The sequence below is a fragment of the Chryseobacterium sp. X308 genome (genome assembly GCF_020733145.1).
Lineage (GTDB): Bacteria > Bacteroidota > Bacteroidia > Flavobacteriales > Weeksellaceae > Chryseobacterium > Chryseobacterium cupriresistens.
The window spans coordinates 21,118-46,790 of the sequence record NZ_JAJFZH010000026.1; the positions used below are offsets into that span (position 1 = coordinate 21,118).

Sequence of the window (25,673 nt, forward strand, 5' to 3'; positions counted from 1 at the left end):
TTCAATGTTCAATGTTTAATGTTTAATGTTTAATGTTTAATGTTATTAGGTATAGAACCACCCCGTCAAAAATTCTTTGAATTTTTGCCACCCCTCCGTGGGAGGGGAATGATGGAAGCCGTTATTGTAACGATTGTCCCTTCGATTACTTATTACTTATTACTTATTACTTATTATTTATCACCTATTTTCCCTAATCCCTAAAACCTGCTACCTGCTACCTAAAAAAACAAAACCGCCCATTGCTGAGCGGTTGTTACTGTTACCAGATTTTGATTCTGTCTTCCGGAGCTTTGTATAATTTGTCTCCTTTTTTCACATCAAATGCTTTATAGAAAGCGTCAACGTTGATTAGCGGACCGAAGCTTCTGAAGTATCCAGGAGAATGCGGGTCAGTTTTCACCTGATTCACCATATATTTCTCACTTGATAATGTTCTCCAAACGGTTGCCCAGCTTAGGAAGAATCTCTGATCCTGAGTAAATCCGCTGATTTTTCCTGGGTTTCCTTTGTCTTTTAAATACATCTGAAGAGCGTCATAAGCGATGTTTACACCTCCTAAGTCAGCGATATTTTCACCGTTTGTGAAAGTACCGTTTACAAAAGTTCCTTTTACAGGCTCGTATTTGTCATACTGAGAAGCAAGAGCTTTGGTTGCTTTTTCGAAGTTGGCTTTATCTTCCGGAGTCCACCAGTCTACCAGGTTACCATCGGCATCGAACTGTGCACCTGAATCATCAAATCCGTGGCTCATTTCGTGACCGATAACTGCACCGATACCTCCGAAGTTTACAGCAGCATCAGCTTTAGGGTTAAAGAATGGCGGCTGAAGGATGGCAGCTGGGAATACAATCTCGTTATTTACCGGGTTATAATATGCATTTACAGTCTGCGGAGTCATTCCCCATTCTGTTTTATCCACCGGCTTGCCTATTTTAGCTAAATCTTTATTGTATTGCCATTCGGTAATGTTCTGAAGGTTCTGATATAGGTTTCCTCCCTTAGCTTCAGAAACGATATTTAATTTTGAATAGTCTTTCCATTTATCCGGATAAGCAACTTTTACAGTGAACTTGTTCAGTTTCTGCATTGCTTTTTCCTTAGTGGTAGAAGACATCCATGCTAAGTTATTGATATGAACTGCGAAACTCTTCTTTAAATAGTCAATCAGTTCTACCATCTGAGCTTTTGCTTCAGCAGGGAAATATTTCTCAACATATAGTTTTCCGAAAGCTTCTCCCAAAGTACCGTTGATCAATTCAAACCCTCTCTTGTTAAGAGCTCTCTGTTCCTGCTGGCCTCTAAGGTATTTGCCATAGAAAGCAAACTTCATATTTCCTAAGTTTTCGCTTAAGTAAGAAGCACTTCCGTGGATCATGTGGAATTTAAGATAATCTTTGATCACAGGAAGGTCCTGAGCATTGATCAATTTATCAAAATTCTTATAGAATCCTAATTCGCTGATAATGACCTTATCCGTATTTACTCCTACTTTTTTAAGGTAACCAGGGATGTCTACTCCTTTCACCAATGCTGAAAGTTCAGCCATTGTTTTAGGATTGTACTGAAGTGTATTGTCACGGCTCTGTTCATTTGTCAGATAGGTATTTGCAACACTTTTTTCAAAGTTTACAATACCTTTTGCAGCCTCATCAGCATTTTTATATCCTAATTCTTTTAGCATTGAAGCTACATATTTCTGATATTCAGCAATAGCTTCTGTATTTTTTTCGTTTACTTTCTGATAGTAGTCTCTTCCTAAACCTAAAGTGGCATTTCCTAAATAAACGGCGTTCATTTTAGAATCTTTAAGATCTGCATCCACTCCCCATCCGTAAAGAATGTTCTCTCCTTCTTTCGTTACAGAAGTAAGGTAGTTCTGAAGATCAGCCATATTTTTAATAGCATCAATCTTATTCAGATTTTCCTGGATTGGCTTGATTCCGTCTGCATTTCTTTTCTCCATGTTCATGTATGTAGCATACAGATCCTGGATCTTTTTCCCTTCACTTCCGTCAGCAAATTTATCTTTCAGAAGAGAGTTCAGGATGGTCATGGAATTGTTATCCGTATCCTCCGCCAGTTTGTTGAAGCTTCCCCATGTTGGTTTGTCAGATGGAATTTTGGCTGTTTTCATCCATGTTCCACTCACATAGTTGTAAAAGTCATCCTGAGGACGTACAGAAGTGTCCATCAGGCTAAGGTCTAGGCCTTTATCTGTGTTATTCACTGCTACTTTAGCAGCTTTAGCTTGTGCGCTCATAGTCGTCTGAGTACAGATCCCTGCTATTAAAAACAAAGAAAGCGTTATTTTTTTCATTATGATAACAATTTATAGAATATGTATGATTTATTTTGAATTTGTTACTTGAATATGAAAACAAATTTAAATAAATAACATGAAAGCTTCTTAAGTGGGAAGTTGGGAGCAGGAAGCTGGAAGTTATGAAAGTCATAAAACAACCTCCAGCTACATGATCATATTTTTTAGTCCAATTCTTTACTGGAAAAATCAGACAATAGGAGGAAGAAGCTGGAAGTTATAAGAATCGTAAAAATGATAACTGAGAAAACAACTTCCAGCCTCATTCTTCCTTCCTGCCTTTATTAGTTATCATGAAGTTGCTATCTCTTTTACATTTCCGGTTCTTTTCAGAACTCCCCAGGACTGCATTTCGCCTTTCAGTGCTTTTCTTAAACTTTTAAATAATACAATATACATCAGCCATCTATACCCGAATCTCTGTGGAATGATATACAGCAGATTGGTTAATTTTTCCCGCTGCATGACGAATGCCACTAAAGCCAGGGAAGCATCTACCAAAAGGAAGATCAGATAATAGGTGAATATTTTGTCTCCGTTTCCGGACAGAATTCCAAAGAACATAATCACATCTGCCATCGGCGAGAAAAATGGTATAATGTATTGGAATAATAAAATATTCGGCATCGCCCAAAGTCCCAATCCTTTATATCTGGGGTTAAGGAAAGTCTGTCTCTGTTTCCAGAACATCTGCATGATTCCGTAGGTCCATCGGAAACGTTGTTTTAAAAACTGATTGGTAGTTTCCGGAGCTTCTGTGACGGCAATTGCTCTGTTCTCGTTAGCTACCGTATATCCGGCTTTTAAAATTTTCACGGTAATATCACAATCTTCTGCCAGGGTATCGGATGAATAGCCTCCCGTTTCAATAACCACTGCTCTTTTAAATGCCCCGATAGCACCCGGAATTACAGTAATGGCATTAATGTGAGCATACGCCAGTCTGTCAAAATTCTGACTTGTTGTATATTCTATAGCCTGCCATTTGGTGAGCCAGTTGACTCTGTTTCCAACTTTTACATTTCCTGCAACTGCTGCAATCTTTTCTTCAGGATCAGAATTTAAAAATCTTGCAATAAGATATTTCACGGCATCCTGCTGCAGTTTGGTATCGGCATCAATACATACTACATATTCGGCATCGGTCTGAGCTATTCCGAAATTTAAAGCAGTTGCTTTTCCCCCGTTTCTTTTGGTGAAAATTTTCAGTTTCGGATGATCAGGAAATGCAGCCTTTGCTTTTTCATAAGTAGAATCTTTACTGCCATCATCTACCATGATGATATCAAAGTTGGGATAAGTCTGTTTCAATAAGTTCTGCAGGGAAGACACAATATTCACTTCTTCATTATAAGCAGGAACAATAATGGAAACTTTCGGATAAGATTTCAGAACTGGAAGCTCACCCAGTTTTTTTTCTTTGTTTCTTTCTTTAAAAGCCCAGTATGCCATCAACAATAATCTGATCAATCCTAATACAATGAAAATAGTAAATAATGCCACGAGAAAATGACTTACTCCATAGATAACGGTAGCCAAAACAAGGTTCAGCTGCATGATGTAATATGACTTCGTTTTAGGCACTTCAGGCATCAGTTCGCTTCTGCTTTTGTGTAAGATATTGGTCAGGTTCGTAAAATGATAACCCTGTTTCTGAAGTGTCGGAATCAGAATCTTTAAAGCTTTTACCGTTTCTTCTCTGGTATCTCCTCCTGCATCGTGAAGAAGAATGATATTCCCTCTCTCCTGTTTGATTCCGGCCATTACACGTTTTACAATTTCATCTGCTTTTATTCCCGGCTGCCAGTCTTCAGGATCTATATTTTCTCCAATATCAAGATAATTCTGCTGTCTGGCCAAAGCTACAGGAATAATCTCTTCCGAAGTGGTAGGTTCAGAGTCTGCGTTGTATGGCGCTCTGAACAGGATTGTACTGTGTCCCGTCACACACTCTATGAGCAAACGGGTAAGTTTCATTTCAAGCAAAGCCCTTTCCGGACTTACTTTTGCGACATTTTCATGGGTAAAAGTGTGATTTCCTATTTCATGTCCTTCTCTATAAATTCTTTTAACAAGCGGAAGATTCTTTTCTGCATTTAATCCTACCAGAAAGAAAGCTGCCGGAACATGATATCTGGACAATACATCCAAAACCTGCGGCGTATAGGTTTCATCCGGACCATCATCAAAGGTAAGCACGAGTTCTTTCTGAGGAGCACTGCCGTATTTCTTCACTTCATAAGAACTTGGATAGGTAACATAGTTTTCGTCTGTGATAATTTTCTCTTTCGGATCCACTTCCAATGAAATCTTTCCGTCATGAGGCGTATTCAGGACATCCAGCACTTCCCCGTCTCCAATGTAATCCACCATGGTCTGCCCTTTTACATTTTCCAATGTTTTTAAGTTCAGTTTGGATAGCCCTGCAAACGTAAGATCTTTATCATAGAAGTTCCACACTCTGCTGTCTTCACTTCCCAGTCTCCAGAGTGCAGTTCCTGCCAGAGGATATTCTGAGGAGAAACGCATTGTATTGAAGATAGAAGCCGCATCATTGAAAAATACAGTGTGGGTAAGATTTTTGGAATCCGTATAAGAATAATTTAAATTAAACGTATTGTCATTAAAATCTATAACCGCTTTACTGGCACTGGCTTTCGTAATTGCCTGCATATAAGTAACAGAAGTATTGTCATCCGGATTGGAACTCCAGTCATAGCCATAAGCTCCAAGGCCCAGAATTATTTTTTGCGGGGAAGTTTGCTTTACAATTTTTCCTGTCTGCTGTTCGATCCATTTCTGAGAAGACACCGGACCGGCATCGCTTCCGGCAGAGTATTCATCATAAGCCATCAGCACAAAATAATCTACATAAGGATTCAGCCTTGGAATATTGTAATCATCATTGTCCGTCATAATATCCATGGTAACCAGTAACTGATTTTTTTTGAAAGTCTCTGAAAGCTCTTTCATAAAAGCAATCAGGTTTTCATCAGAATTCAGGTTCATATCTTCAAAGTCAATATTAATTCCTTTGAAGTGGTATTTTTTACATTGCTGAGTGATTTTTTGGATCAGACGGGTTCTTTTCTGAGGATCATTAAGAACTTTTGTCAGCCCTTCTGAACGGAATTCCCTGTCAAAGTTATTACTCAGCATCGGCATGGCAGCCACACCTGTTCTTTTGATCACTTTATAGCCTTCCGGATCCACATTGGTTTTCAGATCTCCGGTTTTAGGATCAAGGAAAAACCATTCGGGGAAAACAAGATTCACGTGTCTGATATTTCTTTTCAGAGACATCAGAGACTGAGGATCCCAGGCTACATAAAATGCAGAACGGATTCCTCCAGGAAACTGAGCCCAGTTTCTGTTCTGATTTTTATATCTTTCTGCTCTTGCTTTCTCAATCTTGTCGAGATTGGTGTGAATTGTTTTTTCAGAAATAAAGCTCCTGAAACCTTTATATTCTTTAGAAATTTTATTCTCCTGAAGGTAAGGTTTATTGGCTGTAATGACAGCTTTATAATCTTCTTTAAAAGGAATTTTTGGACTTCTGTCCAGGGTCATCATCAGACCTAAAGCAAGGAGAAGCAGTATTCCTATAAAAATAAAAACACGGCTTCCCCATTGTACACTTTTCCAGCGTTTTTTGCTGCTGGTCTGAAAAATCTGTTTGGAATTTTCCACGATTTTGAAATTTATTGAATGGCAGTCAAAAAGCGTGAAAAACTGTATAAAAATTAATTAAAAAAAAATTAAAAAATAATTCCCTATCTAGCTGTTTACAAGCAGGCTTACCACATCCTGAATCACTTTTTGGGAGACAAAATTCATAAAATCTACCCTTTCCAGATGCGGCATGTATAATTTTGAGGTTACTTCCTGATCATTGATTCTGATCGTATAGTAAACTGTTCCAACATCCTTACCGTCTTCTCCTTTCCCCGGACCCGCAACACCGGTTGTAGAAAGGGAAATATGAGTGTCGAACAATTCCTGACAGCCTTTTGCCATTTCCTGGGCCACCTGCTCACTTACAACTGTAAACTGTTCTACAGTATCTTTAGAAACATTTAAAATTTTAATCTTTTTCTCTGTGGCATAGGCAACCACTCCACCCAGGAAATATTTCGAGCTGCCGGAAACTGAAGTAATCATTTTTGCCAGTTCACCTCCGGTACAACTCTCCGCTGTGGAGATCGTCATGTTTCTTTCCGTAAGCATTTCTGCCAGAATATTTTCAATTTTATCCTCAGATACTGCAATGACATGACCTTCTACCAAAGGAAGCAATTTCTGGATTTCTTCTTCTGTTATTTGTTTCAACTGCTCTTCGTTATCACCGGAAGCTGTCAGACGAAGCTTTACACGGGTTCCCACCGGAAGATAAGACAATACTATATTTTCCGGAAGTGCCAGTTCCCAGTCTTCAATTTTATCAGCCAGGATACTTTCAGGAATTCCCACCACAGAAACAATCCGGGTATGGATATAATGAAGACTGAATCTTTGCTGTAAATAAGGAATAATCTGATTTTTAATAAGCGGTTTCACCTCATAAGGAACCCCCGGAAGGCTATAGCATAATTTTCCGTCCTGTTCCATCATCATACATGGTGCCGTTCCGTAATGGTTTTGAAAAACGATGGATTTGGTAGGGACAAATGCCTGTTCGCGGTTTCTTTCGAGAATATCTGCTCTTCCACGTCGTTCCATATAGCCTTTCAAATGATTGAATGTCACCTCATCCAAAGCAATTTTATCATCAAAATATTCAGCCAGGGCCTTTTTGGTTTTATCATCACGGGTTGGCCCGAGGCCTCCTGTTGTAATGACTAAATCGCCGGTTTCAAAGGCGGTGTTCAATGCATTTTTAATGGTTTCAATTTCGTCTGAGATCGTAAGAATCTGAATGACTTTTATTCCTATATTTTTAAGTTCAGCAGCAATAAAATTAGAATTGGTATCTACCGTATTTCCAGAAAGGATTTCATCACCGATAGTAATCAGAACAGCTTTTTCCATATATTTTTTTGTTGAAAAAAATTCTATGCAAATGACGGAAAATTCTGTGGCAGCGGCAATATAAATTGATTTTTTCTATTTTTGAAGAAATTATCTAAAATTACAATACAAATTATGTCTAAATATGATGATGCTTCATGGCATTATGGCGGTGATTTTCCGGAAGGCCTTCCTCAGAAAAACGGGGCTACCCACACAGGAATGTTCCTGAACTGGTGTATCCATAACGATCTGATCTCTGATGAACTGAAGGAAGATGGTGAAGAGGAAATAGAAAAAGTAAAGCGAAGAGAAATAACCGGTGCTGAATTCATTATGGATTCCTGCGACGGAAAATTCTCAGAATATGACCTGAATGAACTGGGAAATCTTTTTGCAAAGGATTATTATGCTGATGATACCGATTTTGGAAACAGATACAGCTCATTCGCTGATGATTACGTGAATATTTTTGATGCTAAAGCAGAAGAAAATGACTATGAATATGAAACTTTCTATCACATTGAGGATACCTATGAAAATTATGATCTGATGAAACAGGTGATAGATCACCGTTTTGAAGAATGGAAAGAATATATTAACAGCTAATAGATAAAAGGGCAAAACTGTACATAATATACTTATCTGCATTTTTGCCCTTTCGCAATTTTGCGATTTGGACTATTCTTTATTGATTATGCCTTACCCAGATCAGCTCATCGGTATTATAGCCGATTTTTTTTGCTTTCTGGAGGAAACGCTGACGGATACTTTCCGGAATGCTCGTGGTACGGGAAAGGATCCACAGATATTTTAAACTGCTTCCTGCCACAAGAGCATATTGATAGTCTTCATCAATATCTATGACGTTGTAACCGGCCCAGATCGGTTTAAAAAATGAAACTTTCAAACGGGCTTCCGCAGGATCTTTTACGAATTTTGCTTCCCCGATAGATTCATTCCATACTTTTTTAGTGTAATCATAGCCTTTATTTCTTACCTGAATGGTACCATCCGGATTCTCTGTATACTCTGCAGTAACATTGTCCATGTTTTTCTCAAACCTGTAGTCGAAACGGGCGACCTCATACCACTTGCCCAGATATTTTTTAAGATTAAAATTCTTTACCGCAGATGCTCCCCTGGGAATTCTTACAGAACAGGAATTGAAAATAATAAGCCCCAGTGCTCCCAATGAAACGGGAAGTATAATTTTATGAATGGTTTTCATGACAGGAATATTTTGGTGGTTATGATAGAACGTCAAAAATAATGCCTTTGGTCTGTTAATGACCCATAAATTCTATGAAAATACTTTCAGGAAATTATCTTTAAAGCTTCCTGAAACCTCTATTTCCGTATCATCCGCCAGCATCACGGTTCCGCTTTTATGATAGGATTTTACAAAACCTGTATTAATGATATGAGACCTGTGAACCCTGACAAACGGGTTTTCCAGAAGATCATCAAAGTGTTTCAGAAAACGGCACACCATCTTCTTTGAACCATCTGTAAGATATACCTGAGTAAAATTTCCATCCGCCTGGAGTCTTACAATATCTTCCGTTTTTACCACATCGAATCCTTGTAAGGTAGGAAGAATCAGCTGCTGTTTTTCAGGTTTTAATTTCAGATTCTCAAGAAGGATCTTATTCCGGTTGAGTTCCTCTTTTTTCTCAAGACTTTCCGCTACTTTATTCACTGCCAGAATCAGTTCCTGAATATCAATAGGTTTTAAAATATAATAGCTTGCTGATTTATTTAAAGCCTGTAAAGAATATTGTGAAAATGCAGTAATGAAAATGGTTTCATAGGAGAAATCTTTGGTAGCTTCCAGCACATCAAAAGCATTTCCGAAAGGCATTTCTACATCCAGAAAGACCAATTGAGGCTGTTTTTCAGCAATTAACGGAACTGCTTCTTTGATATTTTCAGCTTCACCCAGAATTTCCACCTGCGGACAGTATTTGGTAAGATAGTTTCGTAAAACTTCTCTTGCTATAAGTTCATCGTCAACAATGACAGCTTTTATTTTCATTTGAGCAGATTTTAGGTGGCAGGTAACAGATTGCAGATGCAAATTAGTGATATTTAACCAATCGTACAATTGGTCCAAAACTTACAGTCCGCCTTAATCCTGCTAAGCAAGATTCATCCGGATAGTCACCAAAACTCCACTGTTATTTTCTTTATCCTTTATAGAGCAGGTGATGTCTTTTTTATACAGATCGTTCAGGAGCTGAATTCTTTCCAGCGTATTTTTCATTCCCCTGCCCTCTCTTGTTTTCTGATGTTCTGTTTTCTGCTTTTTACTTTCCTCAATACCTATTCCGTTGTCTTCAATAAGGATTTCAAGATGCGAGTCACTTTTTTCGAAGCTTACTGTTAAAAATCCTTTTTCGGTTCTGTAACGGAGTCCGTGCCAGACAGCATTTTCCAGAAACGGCTGTATCAGCATTCCCGGAACCTGAAGGTTTTGCATATTCAGATTTTCATCTACTTCAATTTCGTAATCGAATTTATCTGCAAAACGGGTCTTTTCAAGCGCCAGATAATTTTGCAAAAGGTCAAGCTCCTGTTGAAAAGGGATAAAATCTTCGGTGGAATTTTCCATTACACCACGCATCAGCTTCGAAAATTTTGTAAGATACTGATTCGCTTCAAGCTCATTATTGGTGGCTATAAAATGGTTGACACTATTTAAACTGTTAAAAATAAAATGAGGATTCATCTCTCTTCGCAGCGACTGAAGAGCTATTTTCTTATTTTTAATCTGAACTTTTTTCAGCATTCTGAAAATGAAAATAATAAGTCCGGTGAGTACAATCAACGCTCCGATCAGACCGTAATTAAATACATTTTTCTTTCTGATCAATTCATCTTTCAACTCTTTTTCTTTTTCCAGCTGTGAAATCCGCTGTTCTGTATCTTCCAGAATTTTATTATCAACAAGGCTTCTGTCTTTGGAAACAAGATTTGGAAGTTTTCCCAAAAAGTCTCTGTATAACTGAACGGAGGCATCAATATTTCCTGAGATCGCATAAAGGCTGTCCAGCTTTTTTACACTTTTCTGTGCTTCCAGTGTATGACCTTTGTCCAGCGCAATTCCATAGGCATTTTTTAAAAGATCTACGGCTTCCTCCGGATCATTTTTTTTAATATAGATATCTGCCAGTTCCTGAATCTGATTAACTTTTTCCTGCGAGTTTTCTTTTACAAAGTCTTCTTTCAAAACTTTCTTCTTGGCTTCAATAGCTTTTTCGAAGTTTTTGTTTTCAACATACAGGTCTGCCAGCTTCTGATTGATGGCAAGAGCCTGTTGAGGAGCTTCTTTTTTAGAAATTTTATAGGCTGTATTCAGGTTTTCTTCAGCACTGGAAACATCTTTCTGTTTCAGGTTAACATCTGCCAGCTGGCTGTAGCTTTCTGCAAGGTCTCCCTGATCATTTTCCTTTTTAGTCAGATTGATATTATTCTGAATCGCTTCTGCTTTCAGTTCGGGTGTAGGAGAAGAAAGTCTTGCCGCATCATTAGAATTCACAGCTTTACTTTTTTCGCTGTAACTTACCTGTGCAGCCATGCTGTAATTGCTGATGGCTGGTGTTATTTTATTCTGTTTCTCCTGTGACTGGGCTAATCTTCTGGTTGCTTTTTCAATATTGGGTTTATCATTGAGCTTTTCATACAGTTTTTTTGCTTTTGTATAATACTCTTCACTTTTGGGAAAGTTTCCGCTATTGAAAAATGTTTCACCGATGTTATAATAAGAATCTGCCTGGGCAGGTTCGTTTTTGGTGTCCATTGCTCTTTTCAGCTTCTTTGTTTCTACCTGCACTTCTTCCACAGCAGCACTGCTGTTATTGGTGGTTTGGGAAAAGATTGTATTTCCCGAAAGCACCAGTAAGAATAGAGTAAAGAGTTTAAGCATTTTCATAAAACAAAGATATACATATATATAGTCTGCTCAAAAACTATTCACCAAGTGAAAGTTCCATTTCACCAAGTCTCCCGGATTTCGGTTACTGATCTGTGTAATTTTACATCAGAATTAAAAATTTAAAAACAGGAAATTATGAAATTGAAACATTTTTTATTAATCGGAATTTTAACTCTTGGTAGTTTTGTAAACGCTCAGGAAGTAAAGAAAAACGCAATTGAAGTAACAGGAGTGGCAGAAATGGAAGTAGAACCGGATGAAATTATCTTCAGTATCGGGATAAAAGCTGATAATAAAAACGATCTGGCAGATAATGAAAAGAAATTATTTGATATTTTAAAAAATGCAGGGGTAAAGAACGAGGATATCAAATTCAAATCCATGTATCAGAATATCTACTCTAAAACCGCTAAGTTTTCTAAAAACTATCATTTTAAAGCAGGTATAAAATCAAACCTCAGCAAAATCTTTGAAGACCTGAATCAAAAGTGGGTAAGCAGCCTGAATATCGCGGAGGTAAAGAATACCAAAATTGCAGATTTCAGAAAAGCAGTGAAGATCAACGCTTTGAAAGCAGCCAAAGAGAAAGCAGACTACTTACTGGAAAGTATGGGTAAAAAGACAGGAAATGCCCTTGAAATTGTAGAGATAGAAGATTACACCAGCGATATGATTATGCCGGCAGCCTACAAAGGAAGAGCAAGCAATATCCAGTTGGAAATGGCTGATGCTCCGGTCGATTTTTCTTTTGATAATATTGAAAACATCAAGCTGAAATACAGCATTAAAACAAAATACGAAATCCTTTAAAATAACAGATGTAAGAAAGCTGCCTTTTGGGCAGTTTTTTTGTTTTTTACTATTGGGTTATTGCGTTTTTGACTGAAGAAAAATACCTGCCGATCTATTAAAGTTTTTCGAATGGTAAAGGCTTCGACTCCGCTCAGCCTGACAGTATTGAAATGACACATTAGATTCTTACGATCACATATAATCAGAACCTTCCGTTTTTATCATCCACCAAGTGAAACCTTCAGTTCACCAAGTTTCCCGATTTCCAGCCTTAAATAAAGATAATTTTACTTCAGGAATTTAAAATAATAGGATTTAAAAATTTTCGATTACAACAAATAACCAATAAACAACAACAATATGACAACGTTAAAAATCTTAGCACTTGCAGCCGGTACAGCTTTGTTAAGCTCCGGAAACATGCAGGAAAACCGCTCTGCAAATAGTAATACTGACAATCATTTACCGGTACAAAAAACAACATTAATTCCGGTAACCTCAACGGTAAAAGACAATAAAATTCAGGTTGCTCTTCTGCTGGATACTTCCAATAGTATGGACGGATTGATTGACCAGGCAAAATCCAGGCTGTGGAATATTGTGAATACACTTACCACTCTTAAGTACAACGGAAAGGCTCCCGAGATCGAAATTGCCCTTTATGAATATGGCAACGACGGAATCCGTGATGAAAATTACATCCGCCAGGTCACTCCTCTCACTCAGGATCTGGATCTTGTTTCTGAAAAATTATTTGCCTTAAGAACCAATGGAGGCAGTGAATATTGCGGTGCAGTGATCCGTGATGCCTCTGCCAACCTCAATTGGGATGGGAATGAAAAAAGTATGAAACTGATTTATATTGCCGGTAATGAAGCATTTGATCAGGGAAAAATAAATTATAAAGAGGTTGTTTCAAAAGCAAAAGCTAAAAATATTTACACCAACACCATTTTCTGTGGAAGCCGCGAAGAGGGAATCCAGACCTTCTGGCAAAACGGAGCATCCCTGGGAGGAGGAAAATATTTCAATATCGACAGCGACAGAAAAGTGATGTATATTGAAACACCTTACGACAAAAGAATTTCCGAATGCAATGCCAGGTTAAATGATACTTATATCTACTACGGAAATCATGGTTCAGAATACAGGCTTAAGCAGATCACACAGGATAAAAATGCAGAAGCCCAATCGGCATCCAACCTCGTGGAAAGAGCAGTTGCCAAATCCAAAAAGAACGCTTACAAAAATGATCACTGGGATCTGGTAGATAAAGCTGAAAAAGATGCCGGATTTATTGCGACAGTAAAAGAAAGTGAACTTCCTCCAGCGTTGAAAGGAAAAAGTAAGGAAGAAATTCAAAAAACGATTGCTGCCAAATCAGCAGCACGTGATACAATTCAAAAGGAAATAGAAGAACTTTCCAGAAAACGCCAGGCTTATATTGATTCCGAAATGAAAAAAAGAGGAAATGATGATTCTGATGATTTGGGAAAAGCCATTGAGAGCTCAATTCTTGAACTTGCGAAAAAGAATGGGTATAGTTTGTAGTTAAAGCGGGTTAAGGCCCGCTTTTATGCTATTCGGTACCATTATGATAAGTGCTCTTTATCTTACAATAATTTAGCTTAGATTCTTACGGAATGACACAATTGAAATAATGATTTATGCAGTCAGTATGTCATTCCGTAGGAATCCAAGTAACCTTTTTACACCTGGCATTCGCAAACCTGAAGCTTAAAATATGTAGAAGATTTAAAATCTTTGTGACTTTTGTGGTAAGATCATCTTCCAAATTTAAAATACCTTGATAAAGGATGCTTTTTGCCTTTCATAAACAAAGAGGCCATTTCCATTCCTGCTACCGAAAAAGTAATTCCGTTTCCTCCGAAGCCCAACACAAAATAAGAATTTTTAAATTTTTTATGCTCACTGATATAGGGTAAACCGTCTTTTGTTTCACCAAAAGTTCCTGCCCAGACAAAGTCTGTATAGAAATGGTAATCAGGTTTTATTTTCTTTAATGTTTTGATGATCTTTTGTTCTTTTTGATCTAAAATAGCATCACGCTTTTCTGCATTATAAAAATCCTCATCTTCGCCTCCTATCAAAAGCCTTCCGTCATCGGTAGTCCGCATATAGAGATAAGGAGTATCGGTATTCCATACTAATGTGCTGCTGATGTTTTTGAACTTGTCTTTATCAATTTCAGAGACGGCTGCATAAGTACTTTTCAGGTTGACAAAGTTTTCTTTGATCAGGTTTTTGCTTTCATATCCTATACAGTAAATCATCTTTTTTGCTTTGATCTGATATCCGCTGTCTGTGGTAACCAGATTAAATCCTTTATGCTCCTCCACTTTTACCATTTCAGTTTTATCAAATACCTTCAATCCTTTCTTTACATTATGCATGAAAAGCTCATGAGCGAATTGAAAAGCATCAATGCTTGCACCTTGTTTTGATAAGATTCCGCCATACGTATTTTCAAAGCCGAACTGTTTCAAAACACGATCTGAAGACAGCCACTTTACTTCAAATCCGGCAGCCTTTCTCGCCTCATATTCTTTTGTCAGCCATTCCAGATCTTTCTTTTTCGAGACATAATACAATGATTTTTTGCGTTTGAAACCTGCTTTGGATCTGATGGTTTTTGTCATTTTTTCCAGGGTATCAATAGCATCGCTACAGGCTTTATAGCTTAAGACCGCTCCTTTTTTCCCTATCTGATCTATCAGCTCATACAGAGGAACATCTATTTCGTACTGTAACATTGAAGTGGTGGCGGAAGTACTTCCGTTGCAAAGTTCGCGTTTATCAATCAGGATGGTTTTGTACCCGTCTTTTATCATCTGATGAGCAATCACGCTTCCTGTAATCCCACCTCCTATAACAAGAACATCACATTCTTCATTTGATTTTAACGATGGATAAGATGCTAACAATCCGTTTTTTATAAGCCAGAAAGGTTCATTTGATTTGAGATTCATATTAATATTTTACACTGAAACTAACAACATTTATACCTTTTTTAACAATTTTCTACTAAATTATGGTGTAATTATTGTTATTCTTTTAAACTGAACCACCATAAAAATATTTATTATGATAACAATTATTCCAGAAGCCCCGGAGAATGTTGCGGCATTCAATGCGACGGGTGAAGTAACGAAAGAGGATTTTGAAAAACTGGTAATTCCGCGTGTAAAAGAGAAGGTAGAGCAGTTCGGTGAGCTGAATTATTTATTGTATTTGGATACCGATCTGGATAATTTTACCATGGGTGCATGGCTTGAAGATTTATTGTTGGGACTGAAAAATCTTACCAACTGGAACCGCTCAGCCATTGTTACGGATAAAGAAGGGATACGGAATTTCACCAGTGTTTTCAGTGTTCTGATGCCGGGAGAGTTTAAATCTTTCCCCAAAGAAAATTTATACAATGCCCTCTACTGGTGTAAAAACGGAGATGAGGTAGAGGCATAACATTTATTTGATAAAAAATCGCCTGTTTCTTACTGAAACAGGCGATGTTATTTTTAACGGTGACTCCCTTTTTTATTTATCACATGATACGCATTCTGCAGCCATTTCTTCTTTCTCAGTTTTTGAACCATACAGGTACATATATCTTACACTTATAACCAGTCCGATAAAGGTCATCCCCACTCCCACCAACGATGGATAGTTGAATGAGTACCCATATTCCAAAGGAATTCCTCCAAGGAAAGCTCCCATTGCATTGGCAATATTGAAACCGGCCTGCATAAAAGCTGCGGCCATCATTTCACTTTTCGGGGCTGCTTTCATCATCATAATATTGATAGGTGAAGCAATAGACATGGATAGCGCGCCACACATAAACGTCAGTACCAAAGCAATATTTTTATATTCTGCAAGGAAGAAAACACCCCCAAGAGAAATCATCATCAGGAAGATCAGGAGTACACAGGTTTTCTCAGGACCTAATTTATCTGAAACAACTCCTCCCACAAGATTTCCAACTACCATTCCGGCTCCGGCAAGTACCATTACATAAGCCATCTGGCTGCTTTTGATCCCGGCAACAACAGTCATTAAAGGAGTAATATAGCTCAGCCATGTGAACAATCCTCCAAATCCAATGGCTGTAATAGCCAATACCAGCCACGACTGTTTATTTTTAAGGAATTTCAGTTCTTCCATGAAATGGGTATTCTGGTTGGATTCCAGATTGGGAAGCCACATTTTTAAAAATAAAATGGCAAAAAGACCAATCACTGCTACAATCGCAAAGTACAGTCTCCAATGGAAGGTATGCCCGATATAGGTGACCAGAGGCACCATTGCGAGATTGGCAACCGTAAGCCCTGTAAACATCATCGATATATAAAATGCTTCTTTTCCTTTTCCTGCCATTCTTGAAGCCACTACTGTTCCTACACCGAAGAAGGCTCCATGCGGAAGTCCGGACATAAAACGGATAACCAGCATACTGTTGTATCCCGGAGCAATAGCAGAAAGCGCATTAAATAATGTAAAAAGAATCATAAAAGCCATCAGGACTTTTTTCGGAGGGAATTTTACAGAATATCCAATCAGGATTGGAGCTCCGATAACCACGCCCATGGCATATGCTGAAATCAAATGTCCGGCTTGCGGAATCGTAATCTGTAATGTTTTGGCAATATCCGGCAGCAGTCCCATAACGGTAAATTCCGTTGTTCCTATCCCTAAACCACCAATTGCCAGTGGTATTATTCTTTTATCAATCTTCATTGTCTCTAAATCTTTTTCTGAATTAATTTCCTTCAAGTTAAAGGATCACCTGAGTATCTTTATTTTGAAAGTGCAAAAATCGCAAGAAAGTTTGAATTTCACTCCTCTTTGAATGATAAAAATTTGCTCCATATTAACCTTTTTACTTAATTTTAAATTCAGAAACAATCAAATAAGAACAAAATGAAGATCCAGAAAGAAATTATTGAGTTTGAAAAAGGGAAATCATTCAAGCTATTTTCTCCTTCTCTGAAAAACTGTTTTTTCTGGCATTATCATCCGGAAATTGAGCTGGTATATGTAGAAGCTGTGAACGGAATCCGTCACGTTGGAAAAAACATTTCCGGCTTTACAGACAGTGATCTTTTACTGATTGGTTCCAACGTTCCTCATCTTAATTTTGACTATGGTATTCAGACCGAATGCAGGCAGCTTGTATTACAGATGCGGGAAAGCTTCCTTCAGGACATTATTCTTCCTGTTCCGGAATTTGAGAATATTAAGAACCTTTTGGAACGGTCCTATCTCGGACTTTCATTTTCCGGAGAAACCAAAAATACAGTTGTTGAAAAACTACAGGCTATTAAAGATAAAAACTCTTTTGAATCTTTGGTTGGACTGATTGAAATTCTGCAAATTCTTGCCCATTCCACAGAAGTGAAAGAATTGAATAAGGAAGATACCCGGATCAAATGGTTTTTGAATGATAAAATCAGAATGGGAACCATCTACGACTATATCCACGAAAATTATGACCGGAAGCCCAATGTCAATGAAGTGGCCGAAGTTGTCAGCTTGAGTACTCCTGCTTTCTGCCGGTATTTTAAAAAGCAGACGAATATGACGTTTACGGATTTTGTTAACAATTACAGGATCAATCAGGCTAAAATATTTCTGCTGAAAGATCAATCTGTAACGGAAGTTTGTTTTCAGGTAGGTTTTGAAAGTCTTTCTTATTTTAATAAATTGTTTAAGCAGCATACGGGAGAAACACCTTCCGAGTTTAAGAAGAAACATTTCAGACCGATTGAGATTAATGGAAGAATTGCTCCTATTACGAGGGAAACGGTTTGTAATAAGTAGGTTTTTAAACCACCCCGTCAAAAATTCTTTGAATTTTTGCCACCCTACCAAAGGATGGGAATGATGACAGTCGTTATTGTAACGATTGCCGCCTTCATTAGTAACCACTAATATCTGCAACCTATCACCTATAATCTGCTATCTGATCCCTGCTACCTAAAAAAACAAAAAACCGCTCATTGCTGAACGGTCTGTATTTTAGTGAATATGTTTTTCTGCGTGGTAAGAACTTCTTACAAGAGGAGAACTTTCAACGTGTCTGAAACCTAAGCTTCTTGCAAAATCCCCAAACTCATCAAATTCTTCAGGTGTGATAAATTTCTTTACCGGAAGATGTTTTTTAGTCGGCTGAAGATATTGTCCAAGGGTGATGACATCTACATTAGCATTCCTGATATCTTCGATGGTCTGGAAAACCTCATCTTTAGTTTCTCCCAATCCAAGCATTACTCCTGTTTTGGTTCTTCTTTGTCCGGCTTCTTTCAGATATCTTAATACTTCAAGGCTTCTTTCATATTTTGCCTGGATTCTTACTTCTCTGGTCAGACGTTTTACCGTTTCCATGTTGTGAGAGATTACTTCAGGAGCTACTTCTACTAATCTGTCAAGGTGTTTTGTGATACCCTGAAAGTCAGGAATCAATGTTTCCATTGTGGTTCCCGGAGAAATTCTTCTTACGGCATTCACTGTTTCTCCCCAAAGAATAGATCCCATATCTTTCAGATCATCGCGGTCTACGGAAGTAAGCACGGCATGTTTGATCTTCATTAACTTGATGGATCTTGCTACTTTTTCAGGCTCATCCCAGTTTACATCAAGTGGTTTTCCTGTTTTTACACCACAGAATCCACAGCTTCTCGTACAGATATTTCCTAGAATCATGAAAGTAGCTGTACCTTCACCCCAACATTCTCCCATGTTCGGGCAGCTTCCGCTTTGGCAAATGGTGTTTAATTTATATTTATCAACCAAAGTTCTCAGCTCTCTGTAATTCTTTCCGGTAGGAAGTTTTACGCGGATCCATTTTGGTTTTTGAACGGTAGTGTCTTGAACTGAATTTTCCATTTCTAAAATTGAAGTTCAAAGTTAAGGATTTTTTAATGGAAACCATCAACCGGAAATATTGATGAAACTGATCATTCAAAATATCATTTGTATATTTATCTCTTCAAAATATTCTTATGAAAAAAATATTCTTCCTTTTATCCGCGATATGCGGAACGTTTTCTCTTGCCCAAAAACAATTTCAGCCTGCAGGTTCCACGGTTATTGAAACTGTAGAAGGAGATCTTGATGGTGATAAAATTCCTGAAAAAGTAATTATTTACAACACAAAGGATACAACCGATATGGGAAATATCCGTGAAATCCAGATCTTGAAAAAGGTTGGCGGGGCATGGACAATCCTTGAAAAATCCAGAAATGCTGTTATGGAAAGCAACGGCGGAGGTATGATGGGTGACCCTTACAGAGAAACGAAAATAGAAAAAGGAATTCTGATCATTTCTCAAAACGGCGGAAGCAGCTGGAAATGGGATGTTACAGACAAATACAGATTTCAGAACGGACATTTTGAACTGATAGGAACCTCCTCTACTTCGGGAAGGCCGGGAGATTACTGGAAAGATATAGATTTTAACCTTTCAACAGGACAGCTGAACTATTCCAAAGAAGTAGAAAATACAGCTGAATATGGTAAATCCTTAAAGGAAACTTATATTAAAAAAGGACTAAAGATCAATCTGCAGAACAGAAACCAGGAAAAGCAGCAAAAAATAGTTCTTCCCAAAACAAAAGAGGAAGTTTATTTTTAAATAAAAGTCGTAATATTTAAGTTGGCTGAAGCCAATTGTGAATCTTGTTGTTCTGGCGAAGGAAGAATCTTATTGATGAACAAATTATGAGATTCTTCACTACATTTCATTTCGTTCAGAATGACAAGTCCGTTTCTATTGAATAATATTATTGAATTTAATGATCATCAAACTCATTATTTTTCAGGAGTTCTGCCAGGACTTTTTTGGCCCGCATGACCCTTACTTTGGTATTGGCGACTGAAATTCCCAATTCATCAGCAATTTCTTTGATACTTTTTTCTTCAAAAAATCTCAATCTGATAATGTCCTGATAATTGGCATCCAGGGATTCTATGGTTTTGATGATTTTCTTCTGTTCTTCTTCAGAAATAAGCAGTTCTTCCGGTGATTTTGCGTATTGGTTTTTGACCTCATCAAGATTTTCAACAGCGTCTTCGTTGTCGCGGTTTTTCTTTCTCCAGAAATCAATAACGGTATTCTGGGCAATGGTCAATACCCAGGTTTTAAACTGAAAATGAGGATCGAACATATCCAGTTTTGACAGTACTTTTGAAAAAACATTGACAGTAATTTCATCGGCATCATTTTCATCTCTCACTTTCTTCATAACAAAGGAGAAAACATCCACCCAAAAAACATTGATGAGTTTAGTCTGGGCCTTCTGGTCTTTATCCTTGGCCTTCTGGATGAGCAGGAATAGCTGTTCGTCGTTCATTAATAACAAATATAGATTATTTGGGCTGAAAAACAAAGTATAGGAAAGCTAAAATGGTAAAAAGGCTTTACCTTAATACTTCGGAATTTATTATCTTTGCATCTTAAAATTTTAAAGTTAAAAATCAATGAATTCCTTTATAGAAGAACTGAAATGGCGTGGTCTGTTTGCCGATATGATGCCAGGAACCGACGAACAACTGAATAAAGAGGTAACTACTGCATATATTGGTTTTGATCCTACCGCCGATTCTTTACATATCGGAAGTCTTATCCAGATAAAAATCCTGGCTCACTTCCAGCTGCATGGCCACAAACCTATTGCTCTGGTAGGAGGTGCTACAGGAATGATCGGAGATCCATCCGGGAAATCTGCTGAAAGAAATCTTCTGGATGAGGAAACTCTTTTACATTATGTAGACTGTTTAAAGAAACAGCTTTCAAAGTTCCTTAATTTTGAAGGAAATGAGCCAAACAAAGCTGAGCTGGTAAATAACTACGACTGGATGAAGAATATTTCTTTCCTTGATTTTGCTAAAAATGTCGGAAAGAATATCACGGTCAACTATATGATGGCAAAAGATTCCGTAAAGAAAAGATTCTCAGGAGAATCCGGTGCAGACGGAATGAGCTTTACAGAATTCACATACCAGTTAATCCAGGGATATGATTTCCTTCATTTATACCAAAACAATAATGTGAAGCTTCAAATGGGAGGTTCTGACCAGTGGGGAAACATCACTACAGGAACAGAATTGATCCGTAGAAAAGCTCAGGGTGAAGCTTTTGCTTTAACAGTTCCTTTAATTACGAAAGCAGACGGTTCCAAATTCGGAAAGTCTGAAAGCGGGGAAAATTACTGGCTGGATAAAAAGAAAACTTCTCCTTACAAGTTCTACCAGTTCTGGCTGAATGCTACGGATGAGGATGCTGAAAGATTCATCAAATTCTATACTTTCTTAGGAAAAGAAGAAATTGAAGCTTTAATTGAAGAACATAAAACAGCCCCACACGAAAGAAAGCTACAGAAGAAACTTGCAGAAGAAGTTACCGTTTGGGTACATGGAAGAGAAGAGTATGAAAAAGCATTGAAAGCTTCTGAAATTCTTTTCGGACGTTCTACTGCTGAAGATCTTGTAAGCCTTGATGAGGAAACTTTCCTGGAAGTTTTTGATGGTGTTCCTCAGAAAGAAATTGCAAAAGCTGATGTTCTGGGAGTGAATATTGTTGATCTTCTTTCTGAAAAATCAGGGTTCTTGAAATCTAAAAGTGAGGCACAAAGAGAGATTAAAGGAAATTCAATTTCTGTCAACAAGCAAAAAGTAAATGATACTTTTACAGCCAATGAAACAGATCTTATTGATGGTAAATTTTTATTGCTTCAAAAAGGTAAGAAAAGCTACTTTATTGTCAAAGTAAGCTAATCTGAAACACTATATAAAAATCGGCGCTGGGATTCATCTCAGCGCCGATTTCATTTCCTAAATAAATTTAATATTAAAATGTATAGCTTGTAGTAGCCGACAAATATTGTCCACTGGAAGTTCCTTCTTTCTTCAGTTCTCCGTCTACCCAGATCTGAACTTTCAAAGTTGCAGAAGCATCCGGTCCGACAGCGTTTACTCCAACGGTGGCATTGTATGCTCCCGGTTCTGATGTTACCTCAGGGCTGCTCCATGTTGTTCCGCTAAGACTTGTTGCAGTGGTAGGATTACCATCAATTCCGTATACCGCTACGTCAATATTACTGCCTGAAGAAGCGATTGCTTTAAAGACCACTTTATGACTTTTCCCTGCTCCATTCACATTGTTGTCGTCATCATCGTTACTGCATGACGCTGTAAATCCAATAAGCATTGCTGCTATTACTGCAACGAATGCCCCTCTTAACAGCTTATTCATACTCATTTTTTTCATAATCTTTTGTTTAAATTTTAGTTACTATATTGAATATTCTATGATCCATGATTTGATATCTGCAAAGCTATGAGCATCACCTACGTCTATCAATCCTGAAAAACCAGTAATTTTTTCTACCTAAATTCCGGTATTTTTTATGCTAAAATTTTTAATTAAATTGAGCGTTTAAAAAAATATTTTACAGAATTGATCCATAATGAAGAGATTACTTGTCCTGTTAAGCCTGTTTTTGTCTTTGGCGTTACAATCCCAGCAAATCATTCCGCTTAATGAGAAATCTTATATAGACAGCTTACAAAGTATTACAAAAGGAAATCATCCTGATACTTCAAAAGCAACGGCCTTTTTCCTTTTATCCAATTATTACAGGAACAATGATTCTGTTTTGAGCAGGAAATATCTTTCCAACGGAAAAATACTGGCGCGAAGCCATCCTTTTATTTCAGCCAAATATTATTATTACGAAGGACAGTATAATCTGGACAGGAATAAGAAGAAAGCTGCTGTTTCTTATCAGCAGGCTATTCGGTCTTTATCAAAATTCAAAAATGAAGAATCCGATTTTCTCCAAGCTCTTGCCTGGTACAGCTACGGAGTTTCGCAAAAGGATAAAGAGGGTTATATTCCTTTGGTTAAAATCATGCTTGAAAAGAGTATCCCGTTGGTTGAAAAATATAAGAACAGCAGAAACCTGGGGTTCCTGTATACTCAGCTTGCAGTGATTCTTACTTATAATGCCCAGTTTAAAAAAGCTGAAGGTTATAATAACAAAGCCCTGGAAATTCTTGAAAAACAATATCCGAATTCTGCTGAGCTATTTTTTACCTATCTCAATTCTGCCAACAATTTCTGTTATCAGGCCAATGGAGACCAGGCAGAAAAGTATTTGAATAAAGCCGAAAAGCTTATCAGGGCATATCCTGAATCTTCATCCAATGCTTTTTATTATTACAGCAAAACCCTGTTGTATATTACCCGGCAGAAAAATGAGGAAGCTCTTCCTGTAATAGAAAAAGGAATTTTTTATACCAGAAAGTACAATCAGAATCTCCTGGCACAAATGTTTTATTTCAACAAGTTTGACATTTTAAAGAAACTTAAAAGATATAAGGAAGCTAAAACTACCCTGGAAGATGTTTTAACGGAAAAATCCCTGGCTATTGATCTTAATAACAGAAAAACTTTTTATAAGCAGCTTTCCCTGCTTAATGAAGAACTGGGAGATACTAAAGAAGCGCTCCTGTGGGAACAAAGATATTCCAAACTCAATGATAGTTTAAATACAGAAAATGTAAAGCTTGAAATCAACAAACTCGAAACTAAATTCAATACCGCTGAAAAAGAAAGAAAAATAGCAACCTTAAATGCTGAAAAGAATCAAAAAGATCTGGAAGTCAACAAGAAAAATTCTTATTTATGGGGAATGGGTCTGGTTTTATTGCTGGCCTTAAGCCTTCTGATCTTTCTGTTTATTATTTTCAGAAAAAATAAAAAAATAAACGAGCAGAAACTCAATGATATTAAGCAAAAGGAAGAATTATCATTAACCAAAGCTATTCTTGATGGTGAAGAAAGGGAAAGAGAACGTATTGCAAGAGACCTTCATGATGGCCTTGGAGGAATGCTTGCCGGTGTGAAAATCAATTTTTCTACCTGGTCTTCCAGTCATTTAAACCCTGAAAAAGATGAGGAGTTTTATAAAATTCTCGGACAACTTGATAGTTCTGTAAGTGAACTTCGCCACGTAGCCCGAAATTTAATGCCTGAATCATTGCTTAATTTTGGTTTGGAAACCGCCATACATGATTTGTGTGAATTTTACAGCAGAAAAAATCTTGAAATTGACTTTCAGGCTATTGATATTGACAAATCATTACCTTTAAATATCCAGCTTAATATTTACAGGATTGTACAGGAGTTACTGGCCAATGCTGTAAAACATGCTGAAGCCAGCAGTATTCTGCTACAATGTTCACAATCCGGCGAAAATTTTCTGATCACGATTGAAGATAATGGAAAAGGATTTGATAAAAATATAGAAAACACTACCAAAAGTATGGGGCTTCGTAATCTGAAAAACAGAGTCAATTATCTGAAAGGAAAAATGGAAATCAATTCTGACTATCAGGGAACAGCAATTAATATAGAACTCAATATCCATGGAGAATGAAAAAATAAATATTGTCATTGTAGATGATCATCCTATTGTCATTGAAGGCTTAAGAATGATGCTGAAAAGCCAGCCTTTCTTTCATGTAGCAGGAAGTTTTGCATCCGGTGAGGAAACACTGGGTTTTATCCGGTCGGAAATGGCAGATATTGTTCTTCTGGACATTTCGCTCCCTGATTCCAACGGTACAGATCTCTGCAGAGAAATAAAAAAAATATCACCCAATACCTCTGTCATTATGTTCAGCAACCGTTCGGAAAGAAGTATTATTATGCAGTCTATACAAAACGGAGCAAGCGGCTATCTTCTCAAAAATACTTCCATTGATGATCTTGTGGTATCTATAAGAGGGGCGCTTTCCGGAGATATTGTTTTCTGCAATGAAACCAAGCAGATAATCAGTCTTCCTTCTCAGAATATCCCTCCTGTTCCGAGGCTCACTAAAAGAGAGAAACAAATTCTACAGATGGTAGCACAGGGGAAAACAAGTAATGTAATTGCTGAAGAACTTTTCTTAAGTCCTCTTACCGTAGACACCCACCGCAAGAATCTGCTGCAGAAATTTCATGCAAAGAACTCAACAGAATTGATCAGCCTGGCTATACAGCAAGGCCTGATTGAAGAATAAAAAAAACCGCTTTGAAAGCGGTTTCTTTTATATAATGTTTAAAATAATTTACGGTTCTAAGAAGCTGTAATCAATAGAAGCAACCAATACACCTTTACCTTTTTTCTTAACAGTTCTTACTACTTCTCCATCGATGTAAAGATTGATTGTTAATTCAGAGTTATCATCCGGCATTGATGCGTTGGCATCAAGGTTCAGCTGTGCCTGGCTGGAATTTACAAAGAACTCTCCACTTGTCCAGGGCGAAGTGATCGGAGACTGCGGAGTATTGTATATGGTGTTCTGAGCAGTACCTACCTGTGTTACAACACTTATTATTTCTCCTCCGGAAGTTGTCTTCACTTCGAATTGAACCACATGATCCTGAAATTCTTCATCATCATCTTTTTTACAAGAATTAACAACGGTGATTACAGAAAATAATAAAACGAATAAAAAAGAAAGTCTAAGTAAACTTTTTGAATTGTAAAATTGCTTCATTTCTCCAAATAGATTTTTTAATGTTTCAAATATAAGTTTTTTAT

At 37.4% G+C, this 25,673-nt stretch carries 21 protein-coding genes; 9 read left to right on the plus strand and 12 right to left on the minus strand.

Annotated elements, in window-relative coordinates; translation table 11 throughout:
- Positions 1-262: 262 nt before the first annotated feature.
- The 3 genes from LIV57_RS20255 to LIV57_RS20265 all read right to left on the minus strand — a co-directional run bounded on the left by LIV57_RS20255 (position 263) and on the right by LIV57_RS20265 (position 7,351).
- Positions 263-2,320: a M13 family metallopeptidase gene (locus tag LIV57_RS20255; protein ID WP_110010726.1), complete on the minus strand. Its 2,058-nt coding sequence runs from the start codon at positions 2,318-2,320 to the stop codon at positions 263-265.
- Positions 2,321-2,614: 294 nt separating this feature from the next.
- Positions 2,615-6,013 carry a polysaccharide deacetylase family protein gene (locus tag LIV57_RS20260; RefSeq protein ID WP_227944043.1) on the minus strand — a complete coding sequence of 1,133 codons (3,399 nt, stop codon included), beginning with the start codon at positions 6,011-6,013 and terminating at the stop codon, positions 2,615-2,617.
- A gap of 87 nt (positions 6,014-6,100) precedes the next feature.
- Positions 6,101-7,351, minus strand: a complete 1,251-nt coding sequence (locus tag LIV57_RS20265) for a CinA family nicotinamide mononucleotide deamidase-related protein (RefSeq protein ID WP_227944044.1) — start codon at positions 7,349-7,351, stop codon at positions 6,101-6,103.
- Positions 7,352-7,465: 114 nt separating this feature from the next.
- Between LIV57_RS20265 and LIV57_RS20270 the strand changes: the two genes are divergently transcribed.
- Positions 7,466-7,939 carry a hypothetical protein gene (locus LIV57_RS20270; protein ID WP_110010729.1) on the plus strand — a complete coding sequence of 158 codons (474 nt, stop codon included), beginning with the start codon at positions 7,466-7,468 and terminating at the stop codon, positions 7,937-7,939.
- Between the two features lie 79 nt (positions 7,940-8,018).
- Here LIV57_RS20270 and LIV57_RS20275 read toward each other — a convergent pair whose 3' ends face one another.
- From LIV57_RS20275 to LIV57_RS20285, 3 genes are all read right to left on the minus strand, one after another.
- On the minus strand, positions 8,019-8,561 hold the full coding sequence (locus LIV57_RS20275) for a lipocalin family protein (protein WP_202839715.1): 543 nt from the start codon (positions 8,559-8,561) through the stop codon (positions 8,019-8,021).
- A gap of 72 nt (positions 8,562-8,633) precedes the next feature.
- A complete protein-coding gene (locus tag LIV57_RS20280) occupies positions 8,634-9,368 on the minus strand; it encodes a LytR/AlgR family response regulator transcription factor (RefSeq protein WP_227944045.1) in 735 nt (244 codons plus the stop codon).
- 102 nt (positions 9,369-9,470) lie between these two features.
- Positions 9,471-11,264: a histidine kinase gene (locus LIV57_RS20285; RefSeq protein WP_227944046.1), complete on the minus strand. Its 1,794-nt coding sequence runs from the start codon at positions 11,262-11,264 to the stop codon at positions 9,471-9,473.
- Positions 11,265-11,402: 138 nt separating this feature from the next.
- On the opposite strand from LIV57_RS20285, the gene LIV57_RS20290 reads away from it, so the two are divergent.
- Both LIV57_RS20290 and LIV57_RS20295 read left to right on the plus strand, forming a co-directional pair.
- The gene (locus LIV57_RS20290) at positions 11,403-12,077 is read left to right on the plus strand and encodes an SIMPL domain-containing protein (protein WP_227944047.1); all 675 of its coding nucleotides are present in this window, start codon (positions 11,403-11,405) and stop codon (positions 12,075-12,077) included.
- 342 nt (positions 12,078-12,419) lie between these two features.
- The gene (locus LIV57_RS20295) at positions 12,420-13,610 is read left to right on the plus strand and encodes a VWA domain-containing protein (protein ID WP_227944048.1); all 1,191 of its coding nucleotides are present in this window, start codon (positions 12,420-12,422) and stop codon (positions 13,608-13,610) included.
- 233 nt (positions 13,611-13,843) lie between these two features.
- Here LIV57_RS20295 and LIV57_RS20300 read toward each other — a convergent pair whose 3' ends face one another.
- Positions 13,844-15,049, minus strand: coding sequence for an NAD(P)/FAD-dependent oxidoreductase (locus LIV57_RS20300; protein WP_227944049.1), 1,206 nt, complete (start codon positions 15,047-15,049; stop codon positions 13,844-13,846).
- Positions 15,050-15,164: 115 nt separating this feature from the next.
- Here LIV57_RS20300 and LIV57_RS20305 point away from each other — a divergent pair, with 115 nt between their 5' ends.
- Positions 15,165-15,545, plus strand: a complete 381-nt coding sequence (locus LIV57_RS20305; RefSeq protein WP_110010742.1) for an STAS/SEC14 domain-containing protein — start codon at positions 15,165-15,167, stop codon at positions 15,543-15,545.
- Positions 15,546-15,617: 72 nt separating this feature from the next.
- Here LIV57_RS20305 and LIV57_RS20310 read toward each other — a convergent pair whose 3' ends face one another.
- A complete protein-coding gene (locus LIV57_RS20310) occupies positions 15,618-16,817 on the minus strand; it encodes an MFS transporter (protein WP_202839725.1) in 1,200 nt (399 codons plus the stop codon).
- Between the two features lie 183 nt (positions 16,818-17,000).
- On the opposite strand from LIV57_RS20310, the gene LIV57_RS20315 reads away from it, so the two are divergent.
- Positions 17,001-17,900, plus strand: a complete 900-nt coding sequence (locus LIV57_RS20315) for an AraC family transcriptional regulator (RefSeq protein ID WP_227944050.1) — start codon at positions 17,001-17,003, stop codon at positions 17,898-17,900.
- 198 nt (positions 17,901-18,098) lie between these two features.
- Here the strand turns inward: LIV57_RS20315 and lipA are convergent, their stop codons facing one another.
- The gene (gene lipA, locus LIV57_RS20320) at positions 18,099-18,965 is read right to left on the minus strand and encodes a lipoyl synthase (protein WP_002981042.1); all 867 of its coding nucleotides are present in this window, start codon (positions 18,963-18,965) and stop codon (positions 18,099-18,101) included.
- 116 nt (positions 18,966-19,081) lie between these two features.
- Between lipA and LIV57_RS20325 the strand changes: the two genes are divergently transcribed.
- Complete coding sequence (locus LIV57_RS20325; protein WP_227944051.1) at positions 19,082-19,714, plus strand: hypothetical protein; 633 nt, start codon at positions 19,082-19,084, stop codon at positions 19,712-19,714.
- Positions 19,715-19,871: 157 nt separating this feature from the next.
- Here the strand turns inward: LIV57_RS20325 and LIV57_RS20330 are convergent, their stop codons facing one another.
- On the minus strand, positions 19,872-20,432 hold the full coding sequence (locus LIV57_RS20330; protein ID WP_110010746.1) for an RNA polymerase sigma factor: 561 nt from the start codon (positions 20,430-20,432) through the stop codon (positions 19,872-19,874).
- Between the two features lie 127 nt (positions 20,433-20,559).
- Here LIV57_RS20330 and tyrS point away from each other — a divergent pair, with 127 nt between their 5' ends.
- Positions 20,560-21,855, plus strand: a complete 1,296-nt coding sequence (gene tyrS, locus LIV57_RS20335) for a tyrosine--tRNA ligase (RefSeq protein ID WP_227944052.1) — start codon at positions 20,560-20,562, stop codon at positions 21,853-21,855.
- 73 nt (positions 21,856-21,928) lie between these two features.
- On the opposite strand, the gene LIV57_RS20340 is transcribed toward tyrS, so the two are convergent.
- Positions 21,929-22,348: a hypothetical protein gene (locus LIV57_RS20340; RefSeq protein ID WP_227944053.1), complete on the minus strand. Its 420-nt coding sequence runs from the start codon at positions 22,346-22,348 to the stop codon at positions 21,929-21,931.
- Between the two features lie 199 nt (positions 22,349-22,547).
- On the opposite strand from LIV57_RS20340, the gene LIV57_RS20345 reads away from it, so the two are divergent.
- Together LIV57_RS20345 and LIV57_RS20350 are read left to right on the plus strand one after the other, a co-directional pair.
- The gene (locus LIV57_RS20345; RefSeq protein WP_227944054.1) at positions 22,548-24,521 is read left to right on the plus strand and encodes a sensor histidine kinase; all 1,974 of its coding nucleotides are present in this window, start codon (positions 22,548-22,550) and stop codon (positions 24,519-24,521) included.
- Positions 24,511-25,149: a response regulator transcription factor gene (locus LIV57_RS20350; protein WP_227944055.1), complete on the plus strand. Its 639-nt coding sequence runs from the start codon at positions 24,511-24,513 to the stop codon at positions 25,147-25,149. Before LIV57_RS20345 ends, LIV57_RS20350 begins: the two co-directional genes overlap by 11 nt.
- Before the next feature lie 48 nt (positions 25,150-25,197).
- Here the strand turns inward: LIV57_RS20350 and LIV57_RS20355 are convergent.
- Positions 25,198-25,673, minus strand: a 476-nt coding sequence (locus LIV57_RS20355; protein WP_227944056.1) for a hypothetical protein, incomplete at its 5' end; no start/stop codon positions are given.